This window comes from Halarchaeum sp. CBA1220, assembly GCF_003721175.2.
Taxonomy (GTDB): Archaea; Halobacteriota; Halobacteria; order Halobacteriales; family Halobacteriaceae; genus Halarchaeum; species Halarchaeum grantii.
Map to the genome: position 1 here is coordinate 600,985 of NZ_CP054707.1, position 19,476 is coordinate 620,460.

Genomic DNA, 19,476 nt, shown 5'->3' on the forward strand with positions numbered 1-19,476 from the left:
TGGGTGGGCGCGTCTCTGGGTGAGGGGTGGCGGAGGGGCGGTAGCGGCGCGACAGACCATCGAAGGGGAGTGAAACCGGCGTCGGTGCTTCCGTCGTGGATAGTGGCAATACAATCCCCTAACCGGGAGCAAAGGCGGGTAGTGCGCTCGTAGGCGTACTTATCCGGGTGGACGACATACGAGGAGGCACATGGCAGAGACGAAAACTGAAGCCGGCCGCGACGGGGACGATCATCTCGACGACGTCGAACCCGGGGCGGGGTGCACCGAAATCTGGGAGCACCTCAGCGAGCGGCGCGCCGAGGAATAGACCTTTATATCGCTGGTGTTCTACCGCGTAGTATGACTGACGGGCCGACAGAGCTACCGCCGACCGACCGGGAATCCCCGGTCGGCGCGCCCGTCATCCGGGGCGACGAGCGCGTCGCGGGCGAGCGCGCGAAAGAGGCGGTCGAGTTCGATCCCGACGACCCCGAGAGCATCCGCGACGCCGCGGAAACCGTCAACGCGTTCGCGCACGGCGAACTCGGCGACGACCGGTTCTACATGCTCCGAGGCGCCGCCGCCTGCGCCGCGCTCGTCCGCGCCGAGGGGTCGTACAAGGCCGCCGCCGAGCGGGCGGGCGACGGCGTCACCGTCTCCTTCATCCGGAAGTGGGCGCGCGTCCACGACCTCCCGCGCCCCGTCCGCCGGCACGTCGCCGTCGGCCACATCCCGCCGACCGCCGCGAAGCACATCGCGCGCGTCGGCGGCGAGGCGCGCTACCAGCTCGCGTTCGCCGTCATCGACAACCACCTCACCGTCCGCGAGGTCCGCGCAATCGCGAGCGAGGTGAACGACGGCCGGTCCATCGAGGAGGCGCTCCGGGAGCGCGGTGTCACGCCCGGCGAACTCACCGTCACCCTCCCGCTCGACACCTACCGGGACCTCCGCCGTCGCGCCGCCCTCGAGGACGCCGGACCCGGGCGTATCGTCACCGACGCCCTCGACGCCTACCTCGAGTGAGGCGAGTAGTAAACGTTTAACCGCGCGCCGACCAGACATCGCACGAGGGCCGATAGCTCAGTCTGGCAGAGCGTCTGGCTTTTAACCAGACGGTCGCGTGTTCAAATCGCGCTCGGCCCGTTCAACGAATCGCTGAGCGACGAGTGAACCGGCACGACGCGATTTTGAGCCAGTCAGTCGGAGCGTCGAGCGGCGCGAGACGACCGTCTGACGCTGTTCAAGTCGCGCTCGGCCCGCTTCTGCTGCGAGCGACGGCGAGCAGCGAAGCGCCCGGACTTGAACACACGACGGCGCGGCCCCGCGTCGTCGCGCTTCCGGTAGCGTTAGGGGGACGCCGGCACACGAACCCACCATGAACAGCGTTCTCTCCGGGTACGACACGCTCGACGTCCTCGGCACCGCCCTCGGCGTCTACGTCGCAATCGCCGCGCTCGGGACGCTCGTCGGAATGCCGTGGCAGTACGCGGACGGGGCGGGTGTGATGGTCGTGCAGGCCGGCGGCTCCGTCCTCGCGTTCGTCCTCGCCGTCGCCTTCCTCGCCCTCCTCCATCGCACGTAATGGCCGTCGACGTGACCGTCTACACGCGCGAGGACTGCCACCTCTGCGAGGACGTCCTCGCGACCGTCGAGCGCGTCGGGGACGACTACGACCTCGACGTCGCCGTCGTCGACGTCGACGACGACCCCGAGTTGCGCGAGGCGTACGGCGAGCGCGTCCCCTACGTCTTCGTTGACGGGACACCGAAGTTCAAGTATCGCGTGAGCGAGGACGCGCTCCGCGACGCCATCGAGCACGCGGAGCAGTAAACGCGTCTTCTACGGTCGCGAAAATGAAGACGGGGAGAGCGATCAGTCGCTCGCGTCCTCGGCGACGTCGACGAAGACGGTGAGGACGCCGAGGACCACCCCGACCAGACCGCAGGCGAGCTTCACGAGGCCCGTGAGGACGCCCGGGACGAGCGCCGACGTCAACAGCACGAGCGCGGCGAGTTTCGTCACGCGGTCGAGCGCGCGGTACTGGCGCGGCGGGAGGGTGGTGAGGGACACGCGCCTGTCAGTCGTCCGAGGGCGCGGCCGCGGTGTCTGAGTCGTCCTCGGTCGGCGTCGCACCCGAGTCCGAGCGGCGTTCGACGCCGCGCTTGAGGACGTAGTAGGTGATGAGTCCCCAGACGATCGGGACGATGATCGTCAAGTAGAGCAGGTACGTCGAGGCCGTCGACGTCTCCACGTTGATGAGCGACCCGACGGTCGCGTTCATCGCGGCGACGGAGAGCATGATGATGAAGACGATCGCACCCACGCCCACCGACGTCTGGAACGGCCGCTTGATCGGGTCGGCGGTGAAGTGGACGGCGTCGCGCTCGTAGTCGATGAACGGCCAGAGGACGAGCACCGTCGCGATGATGCCCGGCGCGACGACGCCGGCCACGAACTCACCGCGCGGGATGAAGCCCGGGATGACCTTCAGGATGCCGAACACCCACATGAAGTACCAGTCCGGTGCGACCCCGCTCGGCGTGCTGAACGGGTCGTTCGGACCCCAGACGGGGAGGCGCTGAACGGGGAAGAACCCGGCGAGCAGCGCGAGCACGCCGAAGACGGAGAGGAAGACGATGATCGTCACCGCGACCTGGTTCGGGACGAGCGGGACGCCCGTGACGACCGACTCGTCGTCGTCGGAGACGCCCGCGTCGTCGTCGCGCGAGCCCTGCTGCTCCGTGTGCTTCTGGCGGATGAGCAGGAGCATGTGGACGGCGATGAGGCCGCCGATGATGAGCGGGAGCAGGAAGACGTGGTAGAAGAACATCCGGGGGAGGATGACGGCGGCGTTGTCCGGCCATAGCCCGCCGAAGATGATCTTCGTCAGCGTCTCACCGATGACGGGAATGGAGCCGGCGACTGTGAACCCGATGCCGGTCGCCGTCGATCCGTACTCGTCGAACGGGAGGGCGTACCCCATGAACCCCTCGCCGATGCCGAGGAAGAGCAGGGTCGAGCCGACCACCCAGTTCAGCTCGCGCGGGTTGCGGTAGGCGCCGCTGAAGAAGACGCGGAGCATGTGGAGTCCCATCGCGGCGACGAAGAGGTACGCGCCCCAGTGATGGACCATCCGGATGAACATGCCCATCGGGACGTCGTACGTGATGCGGAGGACGGACGCGAACGCCAGCGGCACCTCGGTGCCGGCGTACTCCGCGAGGATGCCCTCGTAGGTCGTCGCGGCGGCGCCCGGCCGGTAGAGCATCCCGAGGAACGTCCCCGTCAGGACGAGGATGATGAAGGTGAACAGCGTGACTTCGCCGAGCAGGAACGACGCGTAGCGGTCCTCCGGGAACGCCTTCCCGAGGAACTCGTCGTTCAGGTCGAGGCGGTCGTCGAGCCAGCCGTAGACCCGGCTCTCCTCGTACTTCGCTGTCTCCTCGGAGTCGTCGGATTCGGTTATCGTGCTCATCGGTCTACTCCACCCCGATCGGGGCCTCGAAGGGGCCCGTCGCGATGATCAGTTGGTCGCCGTCCTCGGTGACGCCGACGGGGAGCTGTGGGAGCGGGCGCGGCGCCGGGCCGCCGACGACCTTCGCGCCCTGAAGCGGGTTGAAGACGCTCTGGTGGCACGGGCAGAGGAAGTTCTGGTCGTTCGGCCCCGTCCGCGAGGAGACCGTACAGCCGGCGTGCGTGCAGGTCGCGGAGTACGCGGCGTATCCCTCTGCGGTCCCTTCGAGCATCGTCGGCTCCTCGTAGGCATCCTGCGAGAAGCGCACGAGCAGCGTCGTCGCCATCGGGACCTGGAGCGCGCCGCCGCCCTCCTTCTCCGGGAAGACGGTCATGCTCTCGCCGCTCCCCTCGGAGATGGCGTCGACGGCGACGGGGTTGCCCTCGCCGTCGACGACGCGCGTCCCCTGCGTGTAGAGGGTCTCGTAGCTGTAGTCGGGGCCACCGGAGAGCGCCGAATCCTCCAGCCCGTAGAGGCCGGAGACGGCGAACGTCCCGACGGCGGCCGCACCGCCGAGCGCCGCGAAGAACTTCGCGGCGTTCCGCCGGGTCGCCTGGAGGCGGTCCTCCTCGTGGCCGGGCTGTGCCTCGGTCTCGGCGTCGGTGTCGTCGTTCGTAGACATGGTCAGTGGTCGCGGTCCTCCGCGACTTCGATTGTCGGCATGAAGTGCGTGTAGTACATCAGGACGGTCTCGGAGAGCGAGAACGCCAGCAGGCCGCCGTAGAATCCAAGGAACTGGCTCCGGGAGAGCCCGAAGGCCTCGCCGGCGAAGAGCGCGGCGAAGACGACGCTCAGGAACGTGAACAGCCCGACGAGCCAGACGCCTCGGAGACCCGCGTCGGCGGGGTAGTACGCGACGACGCGACGGTGGGCGGTCTCGAGGAAGCTCGGGACGTGCGGGAGCGACTCGCCCTCGTCGGGGACGATGGGCTCGCCGCGTCGGCCGACGTTGTGCGCGTACCGGAGCTGCGCGTAGAGCAGGCCGACGAGGCCGAAGAGCGCGAGCCACGAGACGATGCCTGCGGCGTAGACCGATATCTCGGTCGGCATCGTGACGAACTGCCCGGTCGGCGCGAGCGAGACGCCCTCGCCGGTCTGTATCGCGATCTCATGGAAGCTATTCCCTCCGCTCGCTAACGCGATGCCCCACATCGGCAGCAGCACGATGCCGATGAGCACCAGTATGATGGCCGTTTCACGTCTCATTGTTAGTCCTTGAAGTCCCGGCGCGCCAGCGGCGCTCGGTACTCGTCGCTGTTCGGACGTTACCCCGTTACGTACATCGTTGTTTCGATTATCTCGGCGTCGATAGGGTACTTATCGGAGCGAGCTATCGAAACACACTCAATCCGGGGTTGAGTAGACCCACCCAAGGACGGCGTTGTCAATGAAACGGAGGCAATTCATCACCAAGGCAGGCGGCGCGGGGCTCGTGGCGAGCGGCGTCGTGGGCTCGGCGAGCGCACAGGAGGGCGAGAGCGACCCCCGGACGGGCTCCGGCACGCAGGACGACCCGTACGTCGTCGAGATGCACACGGACGGCTCGGAGTACCTCTTCGACCCGGTCGGCCTCTACGTCGAGGAGGGCGACTGGGTCCGGTGGGTGAACGCGAGCGGGAGTCACTCCACCACCTCCTACTCGCCGTCGAACCCGAACGCGGAGGTCAGCCTCATCCCGGAGGACGCCGAGCCGTGGAACAGCGGCACCTACCAGGAGCAGGGCGCGACCTTCGACTACCAGTTCCAGGCCGCGGGAACCTACGACTACTACTGCATCCCGCACAAGACGCTCGGGATGGTCGGGCGCGTCGTCTGCGGCGAGCCCGGCGGCCCCGCCGAGAACAACGAAATCCCCGACGACGTCGGGAGCGGCATCCTCCCGGACTCCGAGACCATCGTCGAGGAGAAGGCGCTCGCCTACCCCTACTTCCCGGAGACGAGCGGCGGCCCGCTCCCGGGCCTCGCGCTCGGCGCCGCGGCGCTCTTCGGCCTCGGGAACGTCTACCTCCTGAGTCAGACCGACCGCTTCTCCGGTCGCTACGACCAGGAGGCCACGGACGACACCGAAATCGAATAGCGGTCGCGTCCGGCGTTCGGTCTCGCGCCCGCGCCGAACGCGGGACGCGACGCGCGCGGGTCAGCGCCGTCGCGGCGACTCCAACTCGATGTCCGTCTCCGCGAGCAACTCCTCGACTTCCGCGCGCTTCTCTTGGTGCTCCGCGAGGAACTCCCGCATCAGCTCGGCGGCCTGCTCCTTGCAGTCCCCGCAGAGACGCTCACCGTTCCGGCATTCCTCGTAGACGCGCTCGGCGAACGCGTCGTCGTCGGCGGCGAGGAGGTAGGCGTAGAGCTCGTAGACCGGGCAGTCGTCGGGTTCGCCCCCGAGTTCGCGTTGCTCCTCGGCGCTCTGCCGGCCGCCGGTCGTCGCGGCCTTCACCTTCTCGTAGCCCGTCTCGGGGTCGTCGAGGAGGCTGATGTGGCTCGCGGGGACGCTCGAACTCATCTTCCCGCCGGTGAGCCCCGTCATGAAGCGGTGATAGATGCCGGACGGCGGGACGAAGCCGTAGCCGCCGTGGTCGACCTCGACCTCGCGCGCGAGCTCCTCGGCGTCCGCGCGGTCCATGTCGAAGCTGTCGACGTGGCCCTCGAAGACGCGCTTCTCCCCTTCGACGGCGTCGATGAGCGCCTCGAACGCCTCCTCGGTCGCGTTCCGGTCGAGGAAGCGCACGCGCGGGCGGAGCGGCTCCATCCCGGCGTTGTTCAGCTTCGGGAGCACCGTGGCCTCGGCGTCCCCGCCGTCCGCGACGTCGTCGAGGGGCGCGGGGTCCGCCCACTCGACGGCGTCCAGCCCGCCCTCGAGCAGTTGGGCCGCGTGCAGACAGCGGATGGTCGTGCCCTCGGGCGCGCGCTCGCTGAGGCGCTCGTAGGCGTCCCGGAGCACCGCACGCTCCGCGTCGCTCGATACCTCGAAGGAGGCGTACGCCTCCGTGACGCCGAAGTACCGCGTTCTGGCGGCGAGGTCGCGCGCGAAGCGGACGTGCGGGTCCTGGTCGGGGCCGACCGGGACGACGGTCGGCTTCGGCTCGTCCAACTGGGGGCCGAGGATGTCCGCCATCTGCGTGACGACCGACTGCATGTGCGAGACGTCCGTCTCGCCGTCGAAGCCGTAGATGGACTGGAACTCCGAGAAGTTCGCCTCGATACCGAGCTCGAAGGCGAGGTCCTGCACCTCGCGGTCCTCGGACTGCCGGTAGAGGGTGCCTTCCTCGGGGTCGAAGCCGAGCGCGAGCAGGCTGAGGAGGTAGTCCCTCGCGTGCTCGTCGATTTCCGCCCAGCTGAGCCCGCGCGCGGAGTGGGCTTCGAGGTCCGCGATGAGCGCGGTGGCGTCCCCGCCCTGCTCTTGGTGCCAGATGATCTCGTCGAAGACCATCTTGTGGCCGATGTGGGGGTCGCCGGTCGGCATGAACCCCGAGAGCGCGGCGAACGGTTCGTCGTCGCGCATCGCCTCGAGGACGCGCCGGTAGTCGCGGTGGCCGAAGATGATGGCCCGGCGCATCAGGTAGTGCGGGTTCGGGACGTCCGCGAGGACGTCCTCGAAGGACTCGATGCCGAACTCCTCGAAGAGCTTGCGGTAGTCCGAGACGGTCGAGGACCCCCACGGGTCGAGGGCGAGCGAGTCGGCGCCGTCCGTATCCGTACCCCCGTCCGTCGCGGGAATGTCGTCTCCGGTCATGGTGTCAGGCGGCTCACGGCGAGCCAACTGATGTCGTCTCTGTGTGCCAGCGCAAAAACCATTCGCTTACGCACGCCGTGGGCGAGCCGAACGTCGAGCGCGAGGTCGCGCGGGTCGAAGACGTGGCCGGCTTCGAGACAGCGCACCAGCCACTCGGAGTGCCCGAGGTCCTCGACGTCCTCGACGTCCGCGTAGGTCCGGAAGTCCGCGCCGAACTTGAAGCCGGTCTTCGGGACGAGGCCGCGGTCGCGGAGTTCGCGATACGTGCGGAGGCGCCGGTCGAAGCGCCCACGTTCGACCTCGCGGCCGCGCTCGACGAGCGCGTTCACGCCCGCGTCGTGCTCCGGGAGGACGAGGTCGCCCTCGGCGGCGAGGTAGGCGGCTTCGACGAGCGAGAGCTGGACGGCCGCGACGTCGGAGGCGCGCCCGGTGAGCTGCTGGCCGTAGAACGCGGAGCGGTGGAGCGCCTCGGGGGGCTCCCAGACGACGACGCGGTCGTCGAGGAGCGCGCCCTCGGCCGGCTCGTCGAAGCCGTACTCGGTGCTTCCCTCGGGGTGGACGAACTCGGTTTCGAGGTAGGTGAGTTCGGACTCCTCGTCGACGACGGCGAGGACGGTGTCGCCGAGTTCGTCGGCGGGGACGTCGGTGCGCTCGCCGACGACGCGCACGCGGTAGGCGACTTCGTCGTCGCCCGGGCCCTTCCCGCGCGGGTAGACGACGAAGTCGGCGTCGCCCGACTCGTCCACCCAGTCCTCGCGTGCGGGCGAGAGGTAGAAGCCCCGGTCGCGGAGGTCCATGTAGACGAGGAAGCGCGTGCTGAAGCCGCGGTCGCCGGCGGCGAGGAACTCCCGGAAGCCCATGCCGTCGACGGCGTCGAGGTCGCCCCGGAAGAGGAGGTGGGCGGCCTCGACGCGCGAGAGGGCGATTTCGTTGCCCTCGCGGGGCACCCCGTACCCCCGCGAGTCGTGGAACCGCTGGCGGGCGTCGCCGCCGACGACGACGCGGTCCCCGCGTAGCTGGCCGTTCATACGGGTATCGTGCGACGGGCGCGACCAAAGGGGCTACGGTGCGCGAGCGGGGCAGGTGGCGGCGAGACAGCGCTCGCCGCGCGCGGTTTCGAAGCGCGGCCCGCCGCAGTCGCACTCGCCGACGACGACGCCGACCGGTATCGGGTGCGTCGCGTCGCAGTCCTCGCAGACGGCTCGCAGGCCGCGTTCCCGCCGGATGCGGAGCGTGCCCCCGCAGTGCGGGCAGTCCCACGCGCCGTCGAACCGGGCGCGTACGGCGTCGTCGATACTCGCGCAGGTCCGGTCGAGGCAGACGTCGAGGACGGCGCCGCGCCGGACGCGGATCTCGGGGAGCCCGCAGTCCGCACACGTCGCGTCGATGACGGTGGCGTCGCGCGGGACCGGGTAGCTCGCGTGACAGCCGATGCAGGTGACGCGCTCGCGGGCGCGCACGAGCGGGCCGCCGCAGTCCGGACAGTCGCCGACCACGGGGCCGGCGGGCGTGACGGGCGCGAAGGTGTCGAGCGTCGTCTCGTGGCTCTCGACGCGGAGGCTCTCGTCGCCCGACCCGGCGACGAGGCGGACGCCGTCGGCGTCGCTCGCGTAACGCACAACGTCCGCGCGCGTCAGCCACGACGCGGGCTGGTAGCCCTCGGCGTCGTGGACGAGGACGGTGTTGTCGGGTTTGACGAGTACGACGACTTCGCCGCGTTTCTCGAGTCGGTCGTCGCTCTCGTAGGTGACGGTGCAGTCGCCGGCGAGCACGCGTGTCGCGTCCTGCATCGCGAGTGAGTGGGCGCGTCCCGCTACAAGAACCCTCAGACGATTCGCACGGTGCGCTCCTCGTGGTGGGTGTCGAGGGCGTGCTCGGGGAAGACGACATCGACGGCGTAGACGAGCGCGTCGTCGTCCGCGCCGAAGACGCCGACGGGCAGGGTCGTCGCGCCGTCGAGGTAGGTCGTGGTGCTCGTCATCTCGACGGTGTCGCCGTCCCCGCCGTTTCGGGTCGCGGTGACGCGGAGCGCGACGCGCGCGGCCCCGCCGTCGTTGCGGACGGTGACCTCGCGCATGTCGTTCTCGCCGCGCGCGACCGTCTCGGGGAAGTCGCCCCAGTCGAGGGAGACGTCGGGGAGGTCAGCGGCCTGCTCGAGTATCGCGTCCGCGACGCCGCCAGAGAGGCCGGCGGCGACGAGGCCGTCGTGGCCGGCGGCGCGCACGTCGGCTATCAACGTGATGCCCTCGTCGGCGAGGCGGTGCGCGCGCCCGGAGCCGACCCCGTCGAGCGCGGTGAGTTCGACGGCGTCGGCGGGGACGCCGGTGTCGATGCGGGCTTCGAGGCGGTGGGCGAGGTTCGCGCCCGCCGGCTGGTCGAAGCGCTCGAGGAACTCGGCGAGCGCGGCGAGGAGTCGAAGGGCGTTCTGCCGGATGACCCACGCGTCCGAGCGGAGTTCGGGCGGCGTCGACCCGCGCATGGAGGCGTAGAGGATGGCGAGCACCTTCCGGGGGCCCGCGTCGAGGTCGTCGCCGCGGCCGCCGAGGACGGAGGCGACGGCCTCGCGCTCGTCGCGGCGGGCGCTGACGCTCTCGAACTCGGCGGACTGCGCGACGGCTTCGAGGACGCCGGCCTCGGTGACGCCGGCCTCGGCGAGGTCGCGAAAGCCCGCCGCCGTCGCCATGTCGAGGTAGTACGTGGAGGTGAGCATCCCGAGCTGGGTGGCGGTGAGGCCGAGGTCGTCGTGCGTGCGGACGAACCCCTCGGTGACGAGGTCGTCGAGGACGCCGCGCACGCGCTCGCGGACGTTCGCGAAGTCGTAGTCCTCGGGCGCGGACTGCGCCCGGCGGTAGTAGAAGGTCGTCTCCAGCCACGCCATCACGTCGTCGAGGCTGTCGACGGTGCCCATCGCGATTTCGGCGTTGAGGTGTTCGGGGAGGTTCTCGGCGAGCGTCGACTCGATCTCCTTGCCCTCGCGGAGCAGCTGTCGGTATTTGTCGGCCTCGCTGTTGTCGCAGACGACCCAGCCGTAGCCGACGTCGTCGTACCCCGGCCGGCCCGCGCGCCCGAGCATCTGGAGGACGTCGAGCGGGCTCATGTCGACCTCGCCCTCGAGGGGGTCGTGGTACTTCGTATCGCGGATGACGACGCAGCGCGCGGGGAGGTTGACGCCCCACGCGAGCGTCGACGTCGAGAAAAGGAGTTCGATGGTGCCGTCGCGGAACCACGACTCGACGTGGTCCTTGTCGTTCTTCGAGAGGCCGGCGTGGTGGAACGCCACCCCGTCGAGGACGCTCTTGCGGAGGGTGTCGTTGTCGAGCGCCTCGGCCTCGGTGTGGAGGTCGTAGTCGCCGCGCGCGCCCATCGGGACGTCGCGCTCGGCGAGCTCGTCGCGGGCCTTCTCGGCGGCCCGGACGGTGTCCTGTCGGGAGGCGACGAAGCAGAGGGCTTGGCCGTCCTCGCGGAGGTGTTGCTCGGCCCGGTCGAGGGCCTTGTAGAGGCGCCTGTACTTGTCCTGGAAGGGGTTGTCGCCGTGGACGTACGTGGTGACGTCGGCGTGGAGGTCGACGGGCCTGTACTCGTCGCCGAACGCGAACGTGCACTCGGGGGGCGCGTCGAGCCAGTCCGCGACGTCCTCGACGTTCGGCATCGTCGCGGAGAGCGCGATGACGCGTGGGTCGCAGAGCCGGCGGAAGCGCGAGACGACGACCTCCAGCACCGACCCGCGTTTCTCGGAGTCGAGGAGGTGGACCTCGTCGATGACGACGACGTCGACGTCGGTGACGAAGGAGTATCGCGGGGAGTCGTGTTTGCGCGTCGCGGAGTCGGCCTTCTCGGGCGTCATCACGAGGACGTCCGCGCGGCGCGCGCGACGCGGGTCGAGGTCGCGCTCGCCCGTGACGACGTACACGGAAAAGCCGAGCTCCTCGAAGCGCTCCCACTCGTCCTCCTTCTCGTTCGTGAGCGCGCGCAGGGGCGCGACGAAGAGCGCGGTGCCGCCCTCGGCGAGCGCGCGACAGATGGCGAGTTCGGCGAGCGCGGTCTTCCCCGAGCCGGTCGGGGCGGCGACGACGACGTTGTCGTCGCGCTCCAGCAGGGCGGGGACGGCCTCGCGCTGCATCCGGTTGAACTCCTCGAACGGGAACGCGTCCGCGAACTCCGGGACCGCCTCGGCGACCTCCATTGACGGGTGGACGAAAGACCGCCCGCGCGGAAAGGCGTTTCTACGTCCGGGCTCCCCGCCGGGACGAGCACTTACGGTGGCGCGGCCGCCACGTGTGGACGATATGGCCGAGGAGAGACGGACGGAACTCGCGGTCGTCGGCGCGGGCCCGGGCGGCTACGTCGCCGCGCTCCGCGCGGCACAGCGCGGCGTCGACGTGACGCTCATCGAGAAGGACGCGCTCGGCGGGACGTGCCTGAACGTCGGCTGCATCCCCTCGAAGGCGCTCGCGCACGCGGCGGGCGTCGCGCATCGCGCGGCGTCGGCGTCCGAGATGGGCGTGCACGCGGACGTGACGGTAGACCTCGCGCAGACGACGGCGTGGAAGGACGGCGTCGTCAACCGGCTCACGTCGGGCGTCGAGAAGCTCTGTAAGGCGAACGGCGTCGCGCTCGTCGAGGGGCGCGCCGAGTTCGTGGACGAGCGGACCCTCCGCGTCGAGCGCCCCGGAGGGAGCGAGCGCGTCGCGTTCGAGCACGCGGTCGTCGCGACGGGGTCGCGGCCGACCGAGATTCCGGGCTTCGCGTTCGACGGCGAGCACGTCCTCGACTCGACGGCCGCCCTCGACCTCGACGACGTCCCGGAGTCGCTGGTGATCGTGGGCGGGGGCTACATCGGGATGGAGCTCTCGACGGCCTACGCGAAACTCGGCTGTGACGTGACGGTCGTCGAGCGACTCGATGACGTGCTCGCGGGCTACGAGGACGACGTCGCGCGCGCCGTCCGGCGGCGCGCGGCCGACCTCGGCGTGACGTTCCGCTTCGGCGAGCGGGCGAGCGAGTGGCGCGAGTCGGGGGACGGCGTCGTCGTCACCACGGCCGACGGGGACGACGAGAGACACGACTACCGCGCGGAGGCGGTCGTGGTCGCGGTCGGGCGCGAACCCGTGCTCGATTCGCTGAACCTCGACGCCATCGGCCTCGAGGCGAACGCGGACGGCCGGCTCGAGACCGATGCCCGGGGCCGGACGAGCGTCGAGTCGGTCTTCGCCGTGGGCGACGTCGCGCCGGGGCCGATGCTCGCGCACAAGGCGAGCGCCGAGGGGCGGGTCGTCGCGGCCGTCGTCGCGGGCGAGGACGCGACGCTCGACGAGCGCGCGGTCCCCACGGCGGTGTTCACGGACCCGGAGGTCGCCACCGTCGGGTTGACCGAGGCCGAGGCCGAGTCCGAGGGGTTCGACCCCGTCGTCGGGGAGTTCCCGATGGGCGCGTCCGGGCGCGCGCTCACGGTGGGCGAGCCGGACGGGTTCGTCCGCCTCGTCGCGGACGGCGAGAGAGGTGTCGTCCTCGGCGCGCAGATCGTCGGCCCGGAGGCGAGCGAGCTCGTCGCCGAGGTCGGTCTCGCGCTCACGATGGGCGCGACCCTCGCGGACGTCGCGGCGACGATTCACACGCATCCGACGCTCTCGGAGGGCGTCATGGAGGCGGCGGAGAACGCGCTCGGGGAGGCGATCCACACGCTGAATCGCTGAGGCGACGCCGACGGTCTTTTCTCACCGCCGCGACCTATCCCGTGGTATGCGAACGGTCACACTGGGCCCCGCCGGGACGTACTCGCATCGCGCCGCCGGCGCGGTCGCCGACGACGACGAGATCGAGTTCCGCGAGTCCGTCCGCGACATCGTGGACGCGGTCGCGGACGGGGACGCCGAGCGCGGCGTCGTCCCCATCGAGAACAGCATCGAGGGGAGCGTCACGGAGACGCTGGACGCGCTCGCCGACCGCGACGTCGCGGTCGTCAAGGAGGTCATCACGCCCATCCGCCACGGCCTCCTCGCCCAATCCGAGTCGTTCGAGACGGTGGCGAGCCACCCGCAGGCGCTCGCGCAGTGTCGCGAGTACCTCGACGAGCACTATCCGGACGTGACCGTCGAGGCCGTCGCCTCGACCGCGCGCGGCGTCGAGCTCGCCCGCGAGGACCCCTCCGTCGCGGGCATCGGCCACCCGGACAACGCGACGGGCGACCTCCGCGTCATCGCGGAGGACATCCAGGACCGGCGCTCGAACGCGACGCGCTTCTTCGTGCTCGCGCCGCCCGCCGACCGCTCCGAGGCGGGTGGGAAGTCGAGCCTCATCGTCAGCCCGGGCGCGAACTACCCCGGCCTCCTCCTCGAACTCCTCGAGCCGTTCGCGGAGCGCGGCCTCGACCTGACGCGCGTCGAGTCCCGGCCGACCGGCGAGCGCCTCGGCGACTACCTCTTCCACTTCGACATCGCGGGCGGCCTCTACGAGGAGCGCACGCAGGCCGCGCTCGCCGAGATCGAGGAGATCGCCGCCGACGGCTGGGTCCGCGAGCTCGGGAGCTACGACGTCGAACACGTGGTGTAGTCCGAGCGGCAACGCCCGCCGCTCGGACGAACACGTGAGCGGGGAGCGACCGACGGGGAGCGACACGCGAGCACTGAGCCCGGCGCGCCGGACCGACCACGCGAACGCGGCCCACGAGCGGCGCCGTCGCTCGCCGAAAGAAGGTGTCGTCGCCCGAGAATCCCGGGCGACCCTGCTCGTATCTACTGCTTGTGACGAGAGATACTTAAACGGTGTCGGGTGCGCAACGGCGAAATGGCGGGCCCGCGAAACCCGAGTATGCTCGAAGCAGGCGACGACGCGCCCGCGGTCACGGCGACGAATCAGGACGGGGAGACGCTCGAACTCGACTTCGCGGCGCCCACGGTGCTCTACTTCTACCCGCGCGACGACACGCCCGGCTGTACGGTCGAGGCGAAGGGGTTCAACGAGGAGTTGGACGCCTATCGGGAGGCGGGCGTCTCGGTCTACGGGGTCTCGACGGACGACGCGGACTCCCACCGGGAGTTCTGCGATGCGTACGGCCTCGACTTCGACCTGCTCGCGGACCCCGACGGCGACGTCGCCGCCGCCTTCGACGTCGACACCTCGCGCGGGGCGGCCGAGCGCGTGACGTTCGTCCTCGCGGACGGCGAGGTGCGGGCGGCGTACGGCGGCGTGACGCCCGAGGGACACGCGGCGGAGGTGCTCGAGGACATCCGACGCTCGGGGCTACTCCCCGAGGAGTGAGCCGATAGCGGCCGCGGCCTTGTCGACGGCCGTCCGCCACGCGCCGTCCGGGGTCGCGCCGTGAGTCGGCGGCGCGACGTCGAGGGTGAGGGCGTCGTAGGCGAAGCCGTCGAGGTGGTCGCTCGCGAGGGCGCCGACGAACTCCGCGTTCTCGCGTTTCGAGGAGACGCCGCCGTCCGCGAGCGCGTAGTAGTCGCTGAACAGGTGGACGAGGCGAACGTCGCGGTCGAAGTCGCCCTCGTGGACGTAGCGCGCGAGCTTCACGGGGTTGTTCGCGGGGTCCGCACGCCGCATCTCGACTTCCACGAGGACGAGCGGCGCGTCCGCGTCGTCCGGGACGCCCGCGACGTCGACCGGCGTCCGGCGCGCGTACCACTCCGTCTCCCACGAGCGCGCGGGGTGGCGCGCGGCGAGGGCGTCGCGCAGGCGGGCGTGGACGCGCTGGGTGAAGTCGGCCACGAGCTGGAGCTGGGCGCGCGCCACCGAAAGGCTTCCCCCGCGATGGGAGGCCTTTTGCCCCGCGACGGAGAACGACGGGGCATGACCTACGAGCCACGGGCACTCGAACGAAAGTGGCAGGAGCGCTGGGAGGACGGCGGCCGGTACGAAGCCGACCCCGGCGACGACGAGGACGCGACGTTCGTCACCGTCCCCTACCCCTACCCCAGTGGGGGGATGCACATCGGGCACGCGCGCACCTACACGGTGCCGGACGTCTACGCGCGCTATCGCCGCCTCCAGGGCGACGACGTGCTCTTCCCCATCGCGTGGCACGTCACGGGCACGCCCATCATCGGCGCCGTCAACCGCCTCCAGAAGGGCGAGGAGGAACAGCTCTCCGTCCTCCGCGACACCTACAACGTCCCCGAGGACGAACTCGAGGACCTGGAGACGCCGATGGGCTTCGCGCGCTACTTCATCGAGAACCACTACAAGCGCAACATGAAGTCCCTCGGCCTCAGCATCGACTGGCGCCGGGAGTTCACGACGAACGACGAGCGCTACTCGAAGTTCGTCACGTGGCAGTACGAGACCCTCCGCGAGCACGACCGCCTCGAGAAGGGCTTCCACCCCGTGAAGTACTGCACGGAGGAGGAGAACCCCGTCACCACCCACGACCTGCTCGAGGGCGAGGACGCCGAGCGACAGGAGTACACCCTCGTGAAGTTCGGGCTCGGCGACACCAAAGTCCCGATGGCGACGCTGCGCCCGGAGACGGTGCGCGGCGTGACGAACGCCTACATCAAGCCCGACGGGAAGTACGTCGAGGCCGAGGTCGACGGCGAGACGTGGCTCATCAGCCACGACGCCGCGCAGAAGCTCACGCTCCAGCAGCGCGACGTCGAAATCGTCGACGAGTTCCTCGGCGAGGCGCTCGTCGGCGAGCGCGTCGAGAACCCCGTGACGGGCGAGGACGTCCTCATCCTCCCCGCTGACTTCGTGGACCCGGACAACGCGACGGGCGTCGTGATGTCCGTGCCGGCGCACTCGCCGGACGACTGGATGGCGCTGCAGGCCGCGAGGGCGGACGACGAGCGGATGCGCGAGTACGGCATCGACCCCGCCGAGGTCGCGGAGATCGAGCCGAAGGCCATCATCGACGTGGACGCGTACGACGACGTCTTCCCGGCGCGCGCGGCCGTCGCGGAGCACGGCATCACGAGCGCGGACGACCCGCTCCTCGAGGAGGCCACCCAGGAGGTGTACAACCGCGAGTTCCACGGCGGGACGCTGAAGGACATGTACGGCGAGTACGCGGGGACGGTCGTCGAGGACGTCCGGGACGAGCTCGCCGCCCACTACCGCGAGTCGGGGGACTTCGACGCGATGTACGACTTCTCCGAGCCCGTCGTCTGCCGCTGTGGCGGGGACGTCGAGGTCGCCCAGCAGGAGACGTGGTTCCTCACGTACAACGACGAGGACTGGAAGGCGCTCGCGCACGAGGCGGTGTCGAACATGGACGTCGTGCCGGAGACCTCGCGCGACCAGTTCGACCACACCATCGACTGGCTGGAGGAGTGGCCGTGCATCCGCAACTACGGCCTCGGGACGAAGCTCCCGTGGGACGACGACTTCGTCATCGAGCCGCTCTCGGACTCGACGATCTACATGGCCTACTACACGGTCGCGCACCGCCTGCGCGACGTCCCCGCCGAGGAGCTCACTCCCGAGTTCTTCGACGCGCTCTTCTACGGCGAGGACGCCGTCGACGACGCGCCCGAGCGGGCCCTCGAACTCCGCGAGGAGTACGACTACTGGTACCCCGTCGACTACCGCGTCTCCGGGAACGACCTCATCAGCAACCACCTGACGTTCTTCCTCTTCCACCACGCCGACCTCTTCGAGGAGGCGCAGTGGCCGGAGGGCGTCGCCATCATGGGGATGGGGCTGCTGGAGGGCGAGAAGATGTCCTCCTCGAAGGGCCACGTCGTCCTGCCCGCCGAGGCCATCGAGGAGTACGGCGCGGACACGGTGCGCTTCTTCCTGCTGAACTCCGCACAGCCGTGGCAGGACTACGACTGGCGCGCCGACGAGGTCGAGTCCACGGGCAAGAGTCTCGAGCGCTTCTACAACCGCGCGACGGACGTCGTCGACCTCGACGCGCCGACCGCGGCGCCACGCGACGCGGAGAACCGAGCGGCGGAGCCGCGAGGCGTCCCGGAGGACGTCGAGTTGCGGCGCATCGACCGCTGGCTCCTCTCGCGGCTCCAGCGCACAATCGAGCGGACGACCGAGGCGATGGACGCCTTCGAGACCCGGAGCGCCTCCCAGGAGGCCTTCTACCGCTTCGAGGAGGACCTGCGCTGGTACCGCAAGCGCGCGGACCTCGACCGGGAGGCGACGAAGTGGGTGCGACAGGAAGTGCTGCGCACGCGCCTGCGCCTGCTCGCGCCCGTCGTGCCGTTCCTCGCGAACGAGCTCCACGAGAAACTCGAGGGCGTCCCCGTCGAGGACGCCGCGTGGCCGACGGTCGACCCCGAGTTCGAGAGCGCGCGGGTCGAGCTCGAGGAGCGCCTCATCGACGGCCTCGTGGACGACGTCCGGGACATCGTCGACGTCACCGGCACCGACCCGGACAGCATCACCGTCTACACGCCCGCCGACTGGAAGTACCGGGTCTTCGAGACGGTCGCGGAGACCGGCCCCGACATCGGCGCGGTGATGGGGAAGGTGATGCAGAAGGAATCGCTTCGCGAGAAGGGCGACAAGGTGAACGACCTCGTGCAGGACCTCGTCGCCGACGTGCGCGAGTACGACGACGAGGAGCTCGCGGCGCTCGCCGAACTCGACGAGCAGGCCCTCTACGGTGACGCCGCTGGCTTCCTCAGTCGGGAGTTCGACGCGAGCGTCGACGTCGTCCCCGAGGGCGACGCCGAGGACGAGAAGGCGGCCTCGGCGGTGCCGTTCCGCCCCGCCATCCGCCTCGAGTAGCGAGGCGAAGCCGGGGCGTTTAATCCCCCGGACGTCGAAGCGCCGCGTATGACCACCGAAGCGCCACGGACACTCCGGGAGAAGCTGAAGCGGACGCTCTCGCCGCACCTCGAGGAGGGCGGGTTCGTCGGGCGCGCCCAGATGGACTTCTTCGGCCTGCTCTACGCCGTCGTCATCCTCGTGCTCGTGCTCCCGCTGATACCGTTCCTCCTCGTCGCGAACGCCCTCTACTCGATGGTGCGCTCGTTCTACGACCCGTACCGGCGCCCGAGCGAAGAGGAGTACTAGACGCCGAGCAGGTCGAAGCCGGTGCCGACGCCGTGCTCGTCGGCGTGCGTGTAGACGACGTGTGCGGCGGCGACGTCCTGAATCGCGAGCCCCGTCGAGTCGAAGACGGTGACGGTGTCGTCCGCAGTGCGGCCCTCCTTCTGGCCGGTGAGTATCTCGCCGAGTTCGCCGTAGATGTCGTCGTCGTCGAGGACGCCGGCGCTCCACGGGACGTTGATCTCCCCGGAGTGCGTCGTCTGCGCGTAGTCGTCGATGACGAGTTTCGCGGCGAGCAGGGCGTCGTCGGCGATCTCGTGCTTCCCGGCGGCGTCAGCGCCCATCGCGTTGACGTGCGTGTGCTCGCCGAGGTCCTCGGGGTGGACGATGGGGTCCTCGACGGGCGTGACCGTCGAGAGCACGTCGCAGTGGCCAGCCTCGCTGATGGTGCCGGCGCGCACGTCGAACTCGTCCTCGAAGCGCTCGATGAAGCGGGTGACGCGCTCCTCGCGCAGGTCGCTCACGACGACCTCCTCGATGTCGCGCACTTCGGCGATGGCCTCGAGTTGCGTGTAGGACTGGACGCCCGCGCCGACGATGCCGAGCGAGGAGGCGTCCGCGACGGCGAGCGCGTCCGTGGCGACGGCGGCCGCCGCGCCCGTGCGCTTCATCGTGAGTTCGGTGCCGTCCATGATGGCGAGCGGGTAGGCGTTCGTCGGGTCCGAGTAGATCATCGTCCCCATGACCGTCGGGAGGTCGAAGGAGTCCGGGTTGTCCGGGTGGACGTTCACCCACTTGATGCCGGCGGCGTCCCACTCCTCCGTCTCGAGGTAGGCGGGCATCGAGCGGAAGTCCCCGTTGTACTGCGGGAGGTCGATGTAGGACTTCGCGGGCATCTGGGCGTCGCCGCGCTCGTAGGCGACGAACGCCTCTCGGAGCGCCGCGACGAGGTCGGGCATCGGCGTGTTCGTGCGGACGTCCTCTTTGGCTAGCAGGAGCGTCTCCATACCTGCAAGAATTACCGGCGCACACTTAGGCCAGTCGGAGAGCCCCCACCGCACAGGCTTTGTGCGTCGCGGTCCAAACGCGGGTCATGAGAGCGCACAGCGTCCTCACGTCGATTGCGACGGCGTCGCTCATCCTCGCCATCGGCACCATCGGCGGGTGGCTCCCGCTCCCGCACGTCAGCGTCCTCTTCTTCCTCGTCGTCACCGTCTGTCTCGCCGTCGTCCTCTTCCTCCTCACCGCCTACCGGATGACGCAGGGCGTCTTCGCCGACGAGAACCCGGTCTAG

At 70.0% G+C, this 19,476-nt stretch carries 20 protein-coding genes and 1 tRNA gene; 11 read left to right on the forward strand and 10 right to left on the reverse strand.

What is annotated here, in order from left to right; all coding sequences use genetic code 11:
* Positions 1–342: 342 nt before the first annotated feature.
* The 4 genes from EFA46_RS03285 (at position 343) to EFA46_RS03300 (ending at position 1,812) form a co-directional block, all read left to right on the forward strand.
* A complete protein-coding gene (locus tag EFA46_RS03285) occupies positions 343–1,005 on the forward strand; it encodes a hypothetical protein (RefSeq protein WP_123074790.1) in 663 nt (220 codons plus the stop codon).
* 46 nt (positions 1,006–1,051) lie between these two features.
* Positions 1,052–1,125, forward strand: a tRNA-Lys gene (locus EFA46_RS03290).
* A gap of 232 nt (positions 1,126–1,357) precedes the next feature.
* Positions 1,358–1,564, forward strand: a complete 207-nt coding sequence (locus EFA46_RS03295) for a hypothetical protein (protein WP_123074788.1) — start codon at positions 1,358–1,360, stop codon at positions 1,562–1,564.
* Positions 1,564–1,812 carry a glutaredoxin family protein gene (locus EFA46_RS03300; protein WP_123074786.1) on the forward strand — a complete coding sequence of 83 codons (249 nt, stop codon included), beginning with the start codon at positions 1,564–1,566 and terminating at the stop codon, positions 1,810–1,812. Before EFA46_RS03295 ends, EFA46_RS03300 begins: the two co-directional genes overlap by 1 nt.
* A gap of 42 nt (positions 1,813–1,854) precedes the next feature.
* Here EFA46_RS03300 and EFA46_RS03305 read toward each other — a convergent pair whose 3' ends face one another.
* From EFA46_RS03305 to EFA46_RS03320, 4 genes are read right to left on the reverse strand one after another with little or no spacing between them, the layout of a single operon-like run.
* Positions 1,855–2,052 carry a hypothetical protein gene (locus EFA46_RS03305; RefSeq protein ID WP_123074784.1) on the reverse strand — a complete coding sequence of 66 codons (198 nt, stop codon included), beginning with the start codon at positions 2,050–2,052 and terminating at the stop codon, positions 1,855–1,857.
* Positions 2,053–2,059: 7 nt separating this feature from the next.
* The gene (locus EFA46_RS03310; RefSeq protein WP_123074782.1) at positions 2,060–3,457 is read right to left on the reverse strand and encodes a cytochrome bc complex cytochrome b subunit; all 1,398 of its coding nucleotides are present in this window, start codon (positions 3,455–3,457) and stop codon (positions 2,060–2,062) included.
* A 4-nt stretch (positions 3,458–3,461) separates the two neighbouring features.
* Positions 3,462–4,118 (reverse strand): ubiquinol-cytochrome c reductase iron-sulfur subunit, encoded by a 657-nt coding sequence (locus tag EFA46_RS03315; protein ID WP_123074780.1) that lies wholly within the window; start codon positions 4,116–4,118, stop codon positions 3,462–3,464.
* Between the two features lie 2 nt (positions 4,119–4,120).
* Positions 4,121–4,702, reverse strand: coding sequence for a hypothetical protein (locus tag EFA46_RS03320; protein ID WP_148040649.1), 582 nt, complete (start codon positions 4,700–4,702; stop codon positions 4,121–4,123).
* Between the two features lie 181 nt (positions 4,703–4,883).
* Here EFA46_RS03320 and EFA46_RS03325 point away from each other — a divergent pair, with 181 nt between their 5' ends.
* Positions 4,884–5,573 carry a plastocyanin/azurin family copper-binding protein gene (locus EFA46_RS03325; protein WP_123074776.1) on the forward strand — a complete coding sequence of 230 codons (690 nt, stop codon included), beginning with the start codon at positions 4,884–4,886 and terminating at the stop codon, positions 5,571–5,573.
* Positions 5,574–5,633: 60 nt separating this feature from the next.
* On the opposite strand, the gene EFA46_RS03330 is transcribed toward EFA46_RS03325, so the two are convergent.
* Genes EFA46_RS03330 through EFA46_RS03345 form a run of 4 tightly spaced genes read right to left on the reverse strand, consistent with a single transcriptional unit; the run spans position 5,634 to position 11,412 of the window.
* On the reverse strand, positions 5,634–7,229 hold the full coding sequence (locus EFA46_RS03330; RefSeq protein ID WP_123074774.1) for a tryptophan--tRNA ligase: 1,596 nt from the start codon (positions 7,227–7,229) through the stop codon (positions 5,634–5,636).
* The gene (endA, locus tag EFA46_RS03335; protein ID WP_123074772.1) at positions 7,226–8,257 is read right to left on the reverse strand and encodes a tRNA-intron lyase; all 1,032 of its coding nucleotides are present in this window, start codon (positions 8,255–8,257) and stop codon (positions 7,226–7,228) included. The genes EFA46_RS03330 and endA overlap by 4 nt, the downstream gene beginning before the upstream one ends.
* A gap of 33 nt (positions 8,258–8,290) precedes the next feature.
* On the reverse strand, positions 8,291–9,019 hold the full coding sequence (locus tag EFA46_RS03340; RefSeq protein ID WP_123074770.1) for an endonuclease NucS domain-containing protein: 729 nt from the start codon (positions 9,017–9,019) through the stop codon (positions 8,291–8,293).
* Positions 9,020–9,054: 35 nt separating this feature from the next.
* On the reverse strand, positions 9,055–11,412 hold the full coding sequence (locus tag EFA46_RS03345; RefSeq protein WP_123074768.1) for a DEAD/DEAH box helicase: 2,358 nt from the start codon (positions 11,410–11,412) through the stop codon (positions 9,055–9,057).
* A 103-nt stretch (positions 11,413–11,515) separates the two neighbouring features.
* Here EFA46_RS03345 and lpdA point away from each other — a divergent pair, with 103 nt between their 5' ends.
* From lpdA to EFA46_RS03360, 3 genes are all read left to right on the forward strand, one after another.
* Complete coding sequence (gene lpdA, locus EFA46_RS03350; protein WP_123074766.1) at positions 11,516–12,922, forward strand: dihydrolipoyl dehydrogenase; 1,407 nt, start codon at positions 11,516–11,518, stop codon at positions 12,920–12,922.
* Positions 12,923–12,968: 46 nt separating this feature from the next.
* Positions 12,969–13,778 (forward strand): prephenate dehydratase, encoded by an 810-nt coding sequence (gene pheA, locus EFA46_RS03355; protein WP_123074764.1) that lies wholly within the window; start codon positions 12,969–12,971, stop codon positions 13,776–13,778.
* A gap of 258 nt (positions 13,779–14,036) precedes the next feature.
* A complete protein-coding gene (locus EFA46_RS03360) occupies positions 14,037–14,486 on the forward strand; it encodes a peroxiredoxin (protein WP_123077291.1) in 450 nt (149 codons plus the stop codon).
* Here the strand turns inward: EFA46_RS03360 and EFA46_RS03365 are convergent.
* Positions 14,469–14,945: a hypothetical protein gene (locus EFA46_RS03365; protein WP_123074762.1), complete on the reverse strand. Its 477-nt coding sequence runs from the start codon at positions 14,943–14,945 to the stop codon at positions 14,469–14,471. The two genes, EFA46_RS03360 and EFA46_RS03365, sit on opposite strands and share 18 nt — an antisense overlap.
* An 81-nt stretch (positions 14,946–15,026) precedes the next feature.
* On the opposite strand from EFA46_RS03365, the gene leuS reads away from it, so the two are divergent.
* Complete coding sequence (leuS, locus tag EFA46_RS03370) at positions 15,027–17,918, forward strand: leucine--tRNA ligase (RefSeq protein ID WP_123074760.1); 2,892 nt, start codon at positions 15,027–15,029, stop codon at positions 17,916–17,918.
* A gap of 48 nt (positions 17,919–17,966) precedes the next feature.
* Positions 17,967–18,206, forward strand: coding sequence for a hypothetical protein (locus EFA46_RS03375; protein WP_123074758.1), 240 nt, complete (start codon positions 17,967–17,969; stop codon positions 18,204–18,206).
* Here the strand turns inward: EFA46_RS03375 and EFA46_RS03380 are convergent.
* Positions 18,203–19,189, reverse strand: coding sequence for an ornithine cyclodeaminase family protein (locus EFA46_RS03380; RefSeq protein WP_123074756.1), 987 nt, complete (start codon positions 19,187–19,189; stop codon positions 18,203–18,205). The genes EFA46_RS03375 and EFA46_RS03380 overlap by 4 nt on opposite strands.
* Before the next feature lie 86 nt (positions 19,190–19,275).
* Here EFA46_RS03380 and EFA46_RS03385 point away from each other — a divergent pair, with 86 nt between their 5' ends.
* A complete protein-coding gene (locus tag EFA46_RS03385) occupies positions 19,276–19,476 on the forward strand; it encodes a hypothetical protein (protein WP_158604247.1) in 201 nt (66 codons plus the stop codon).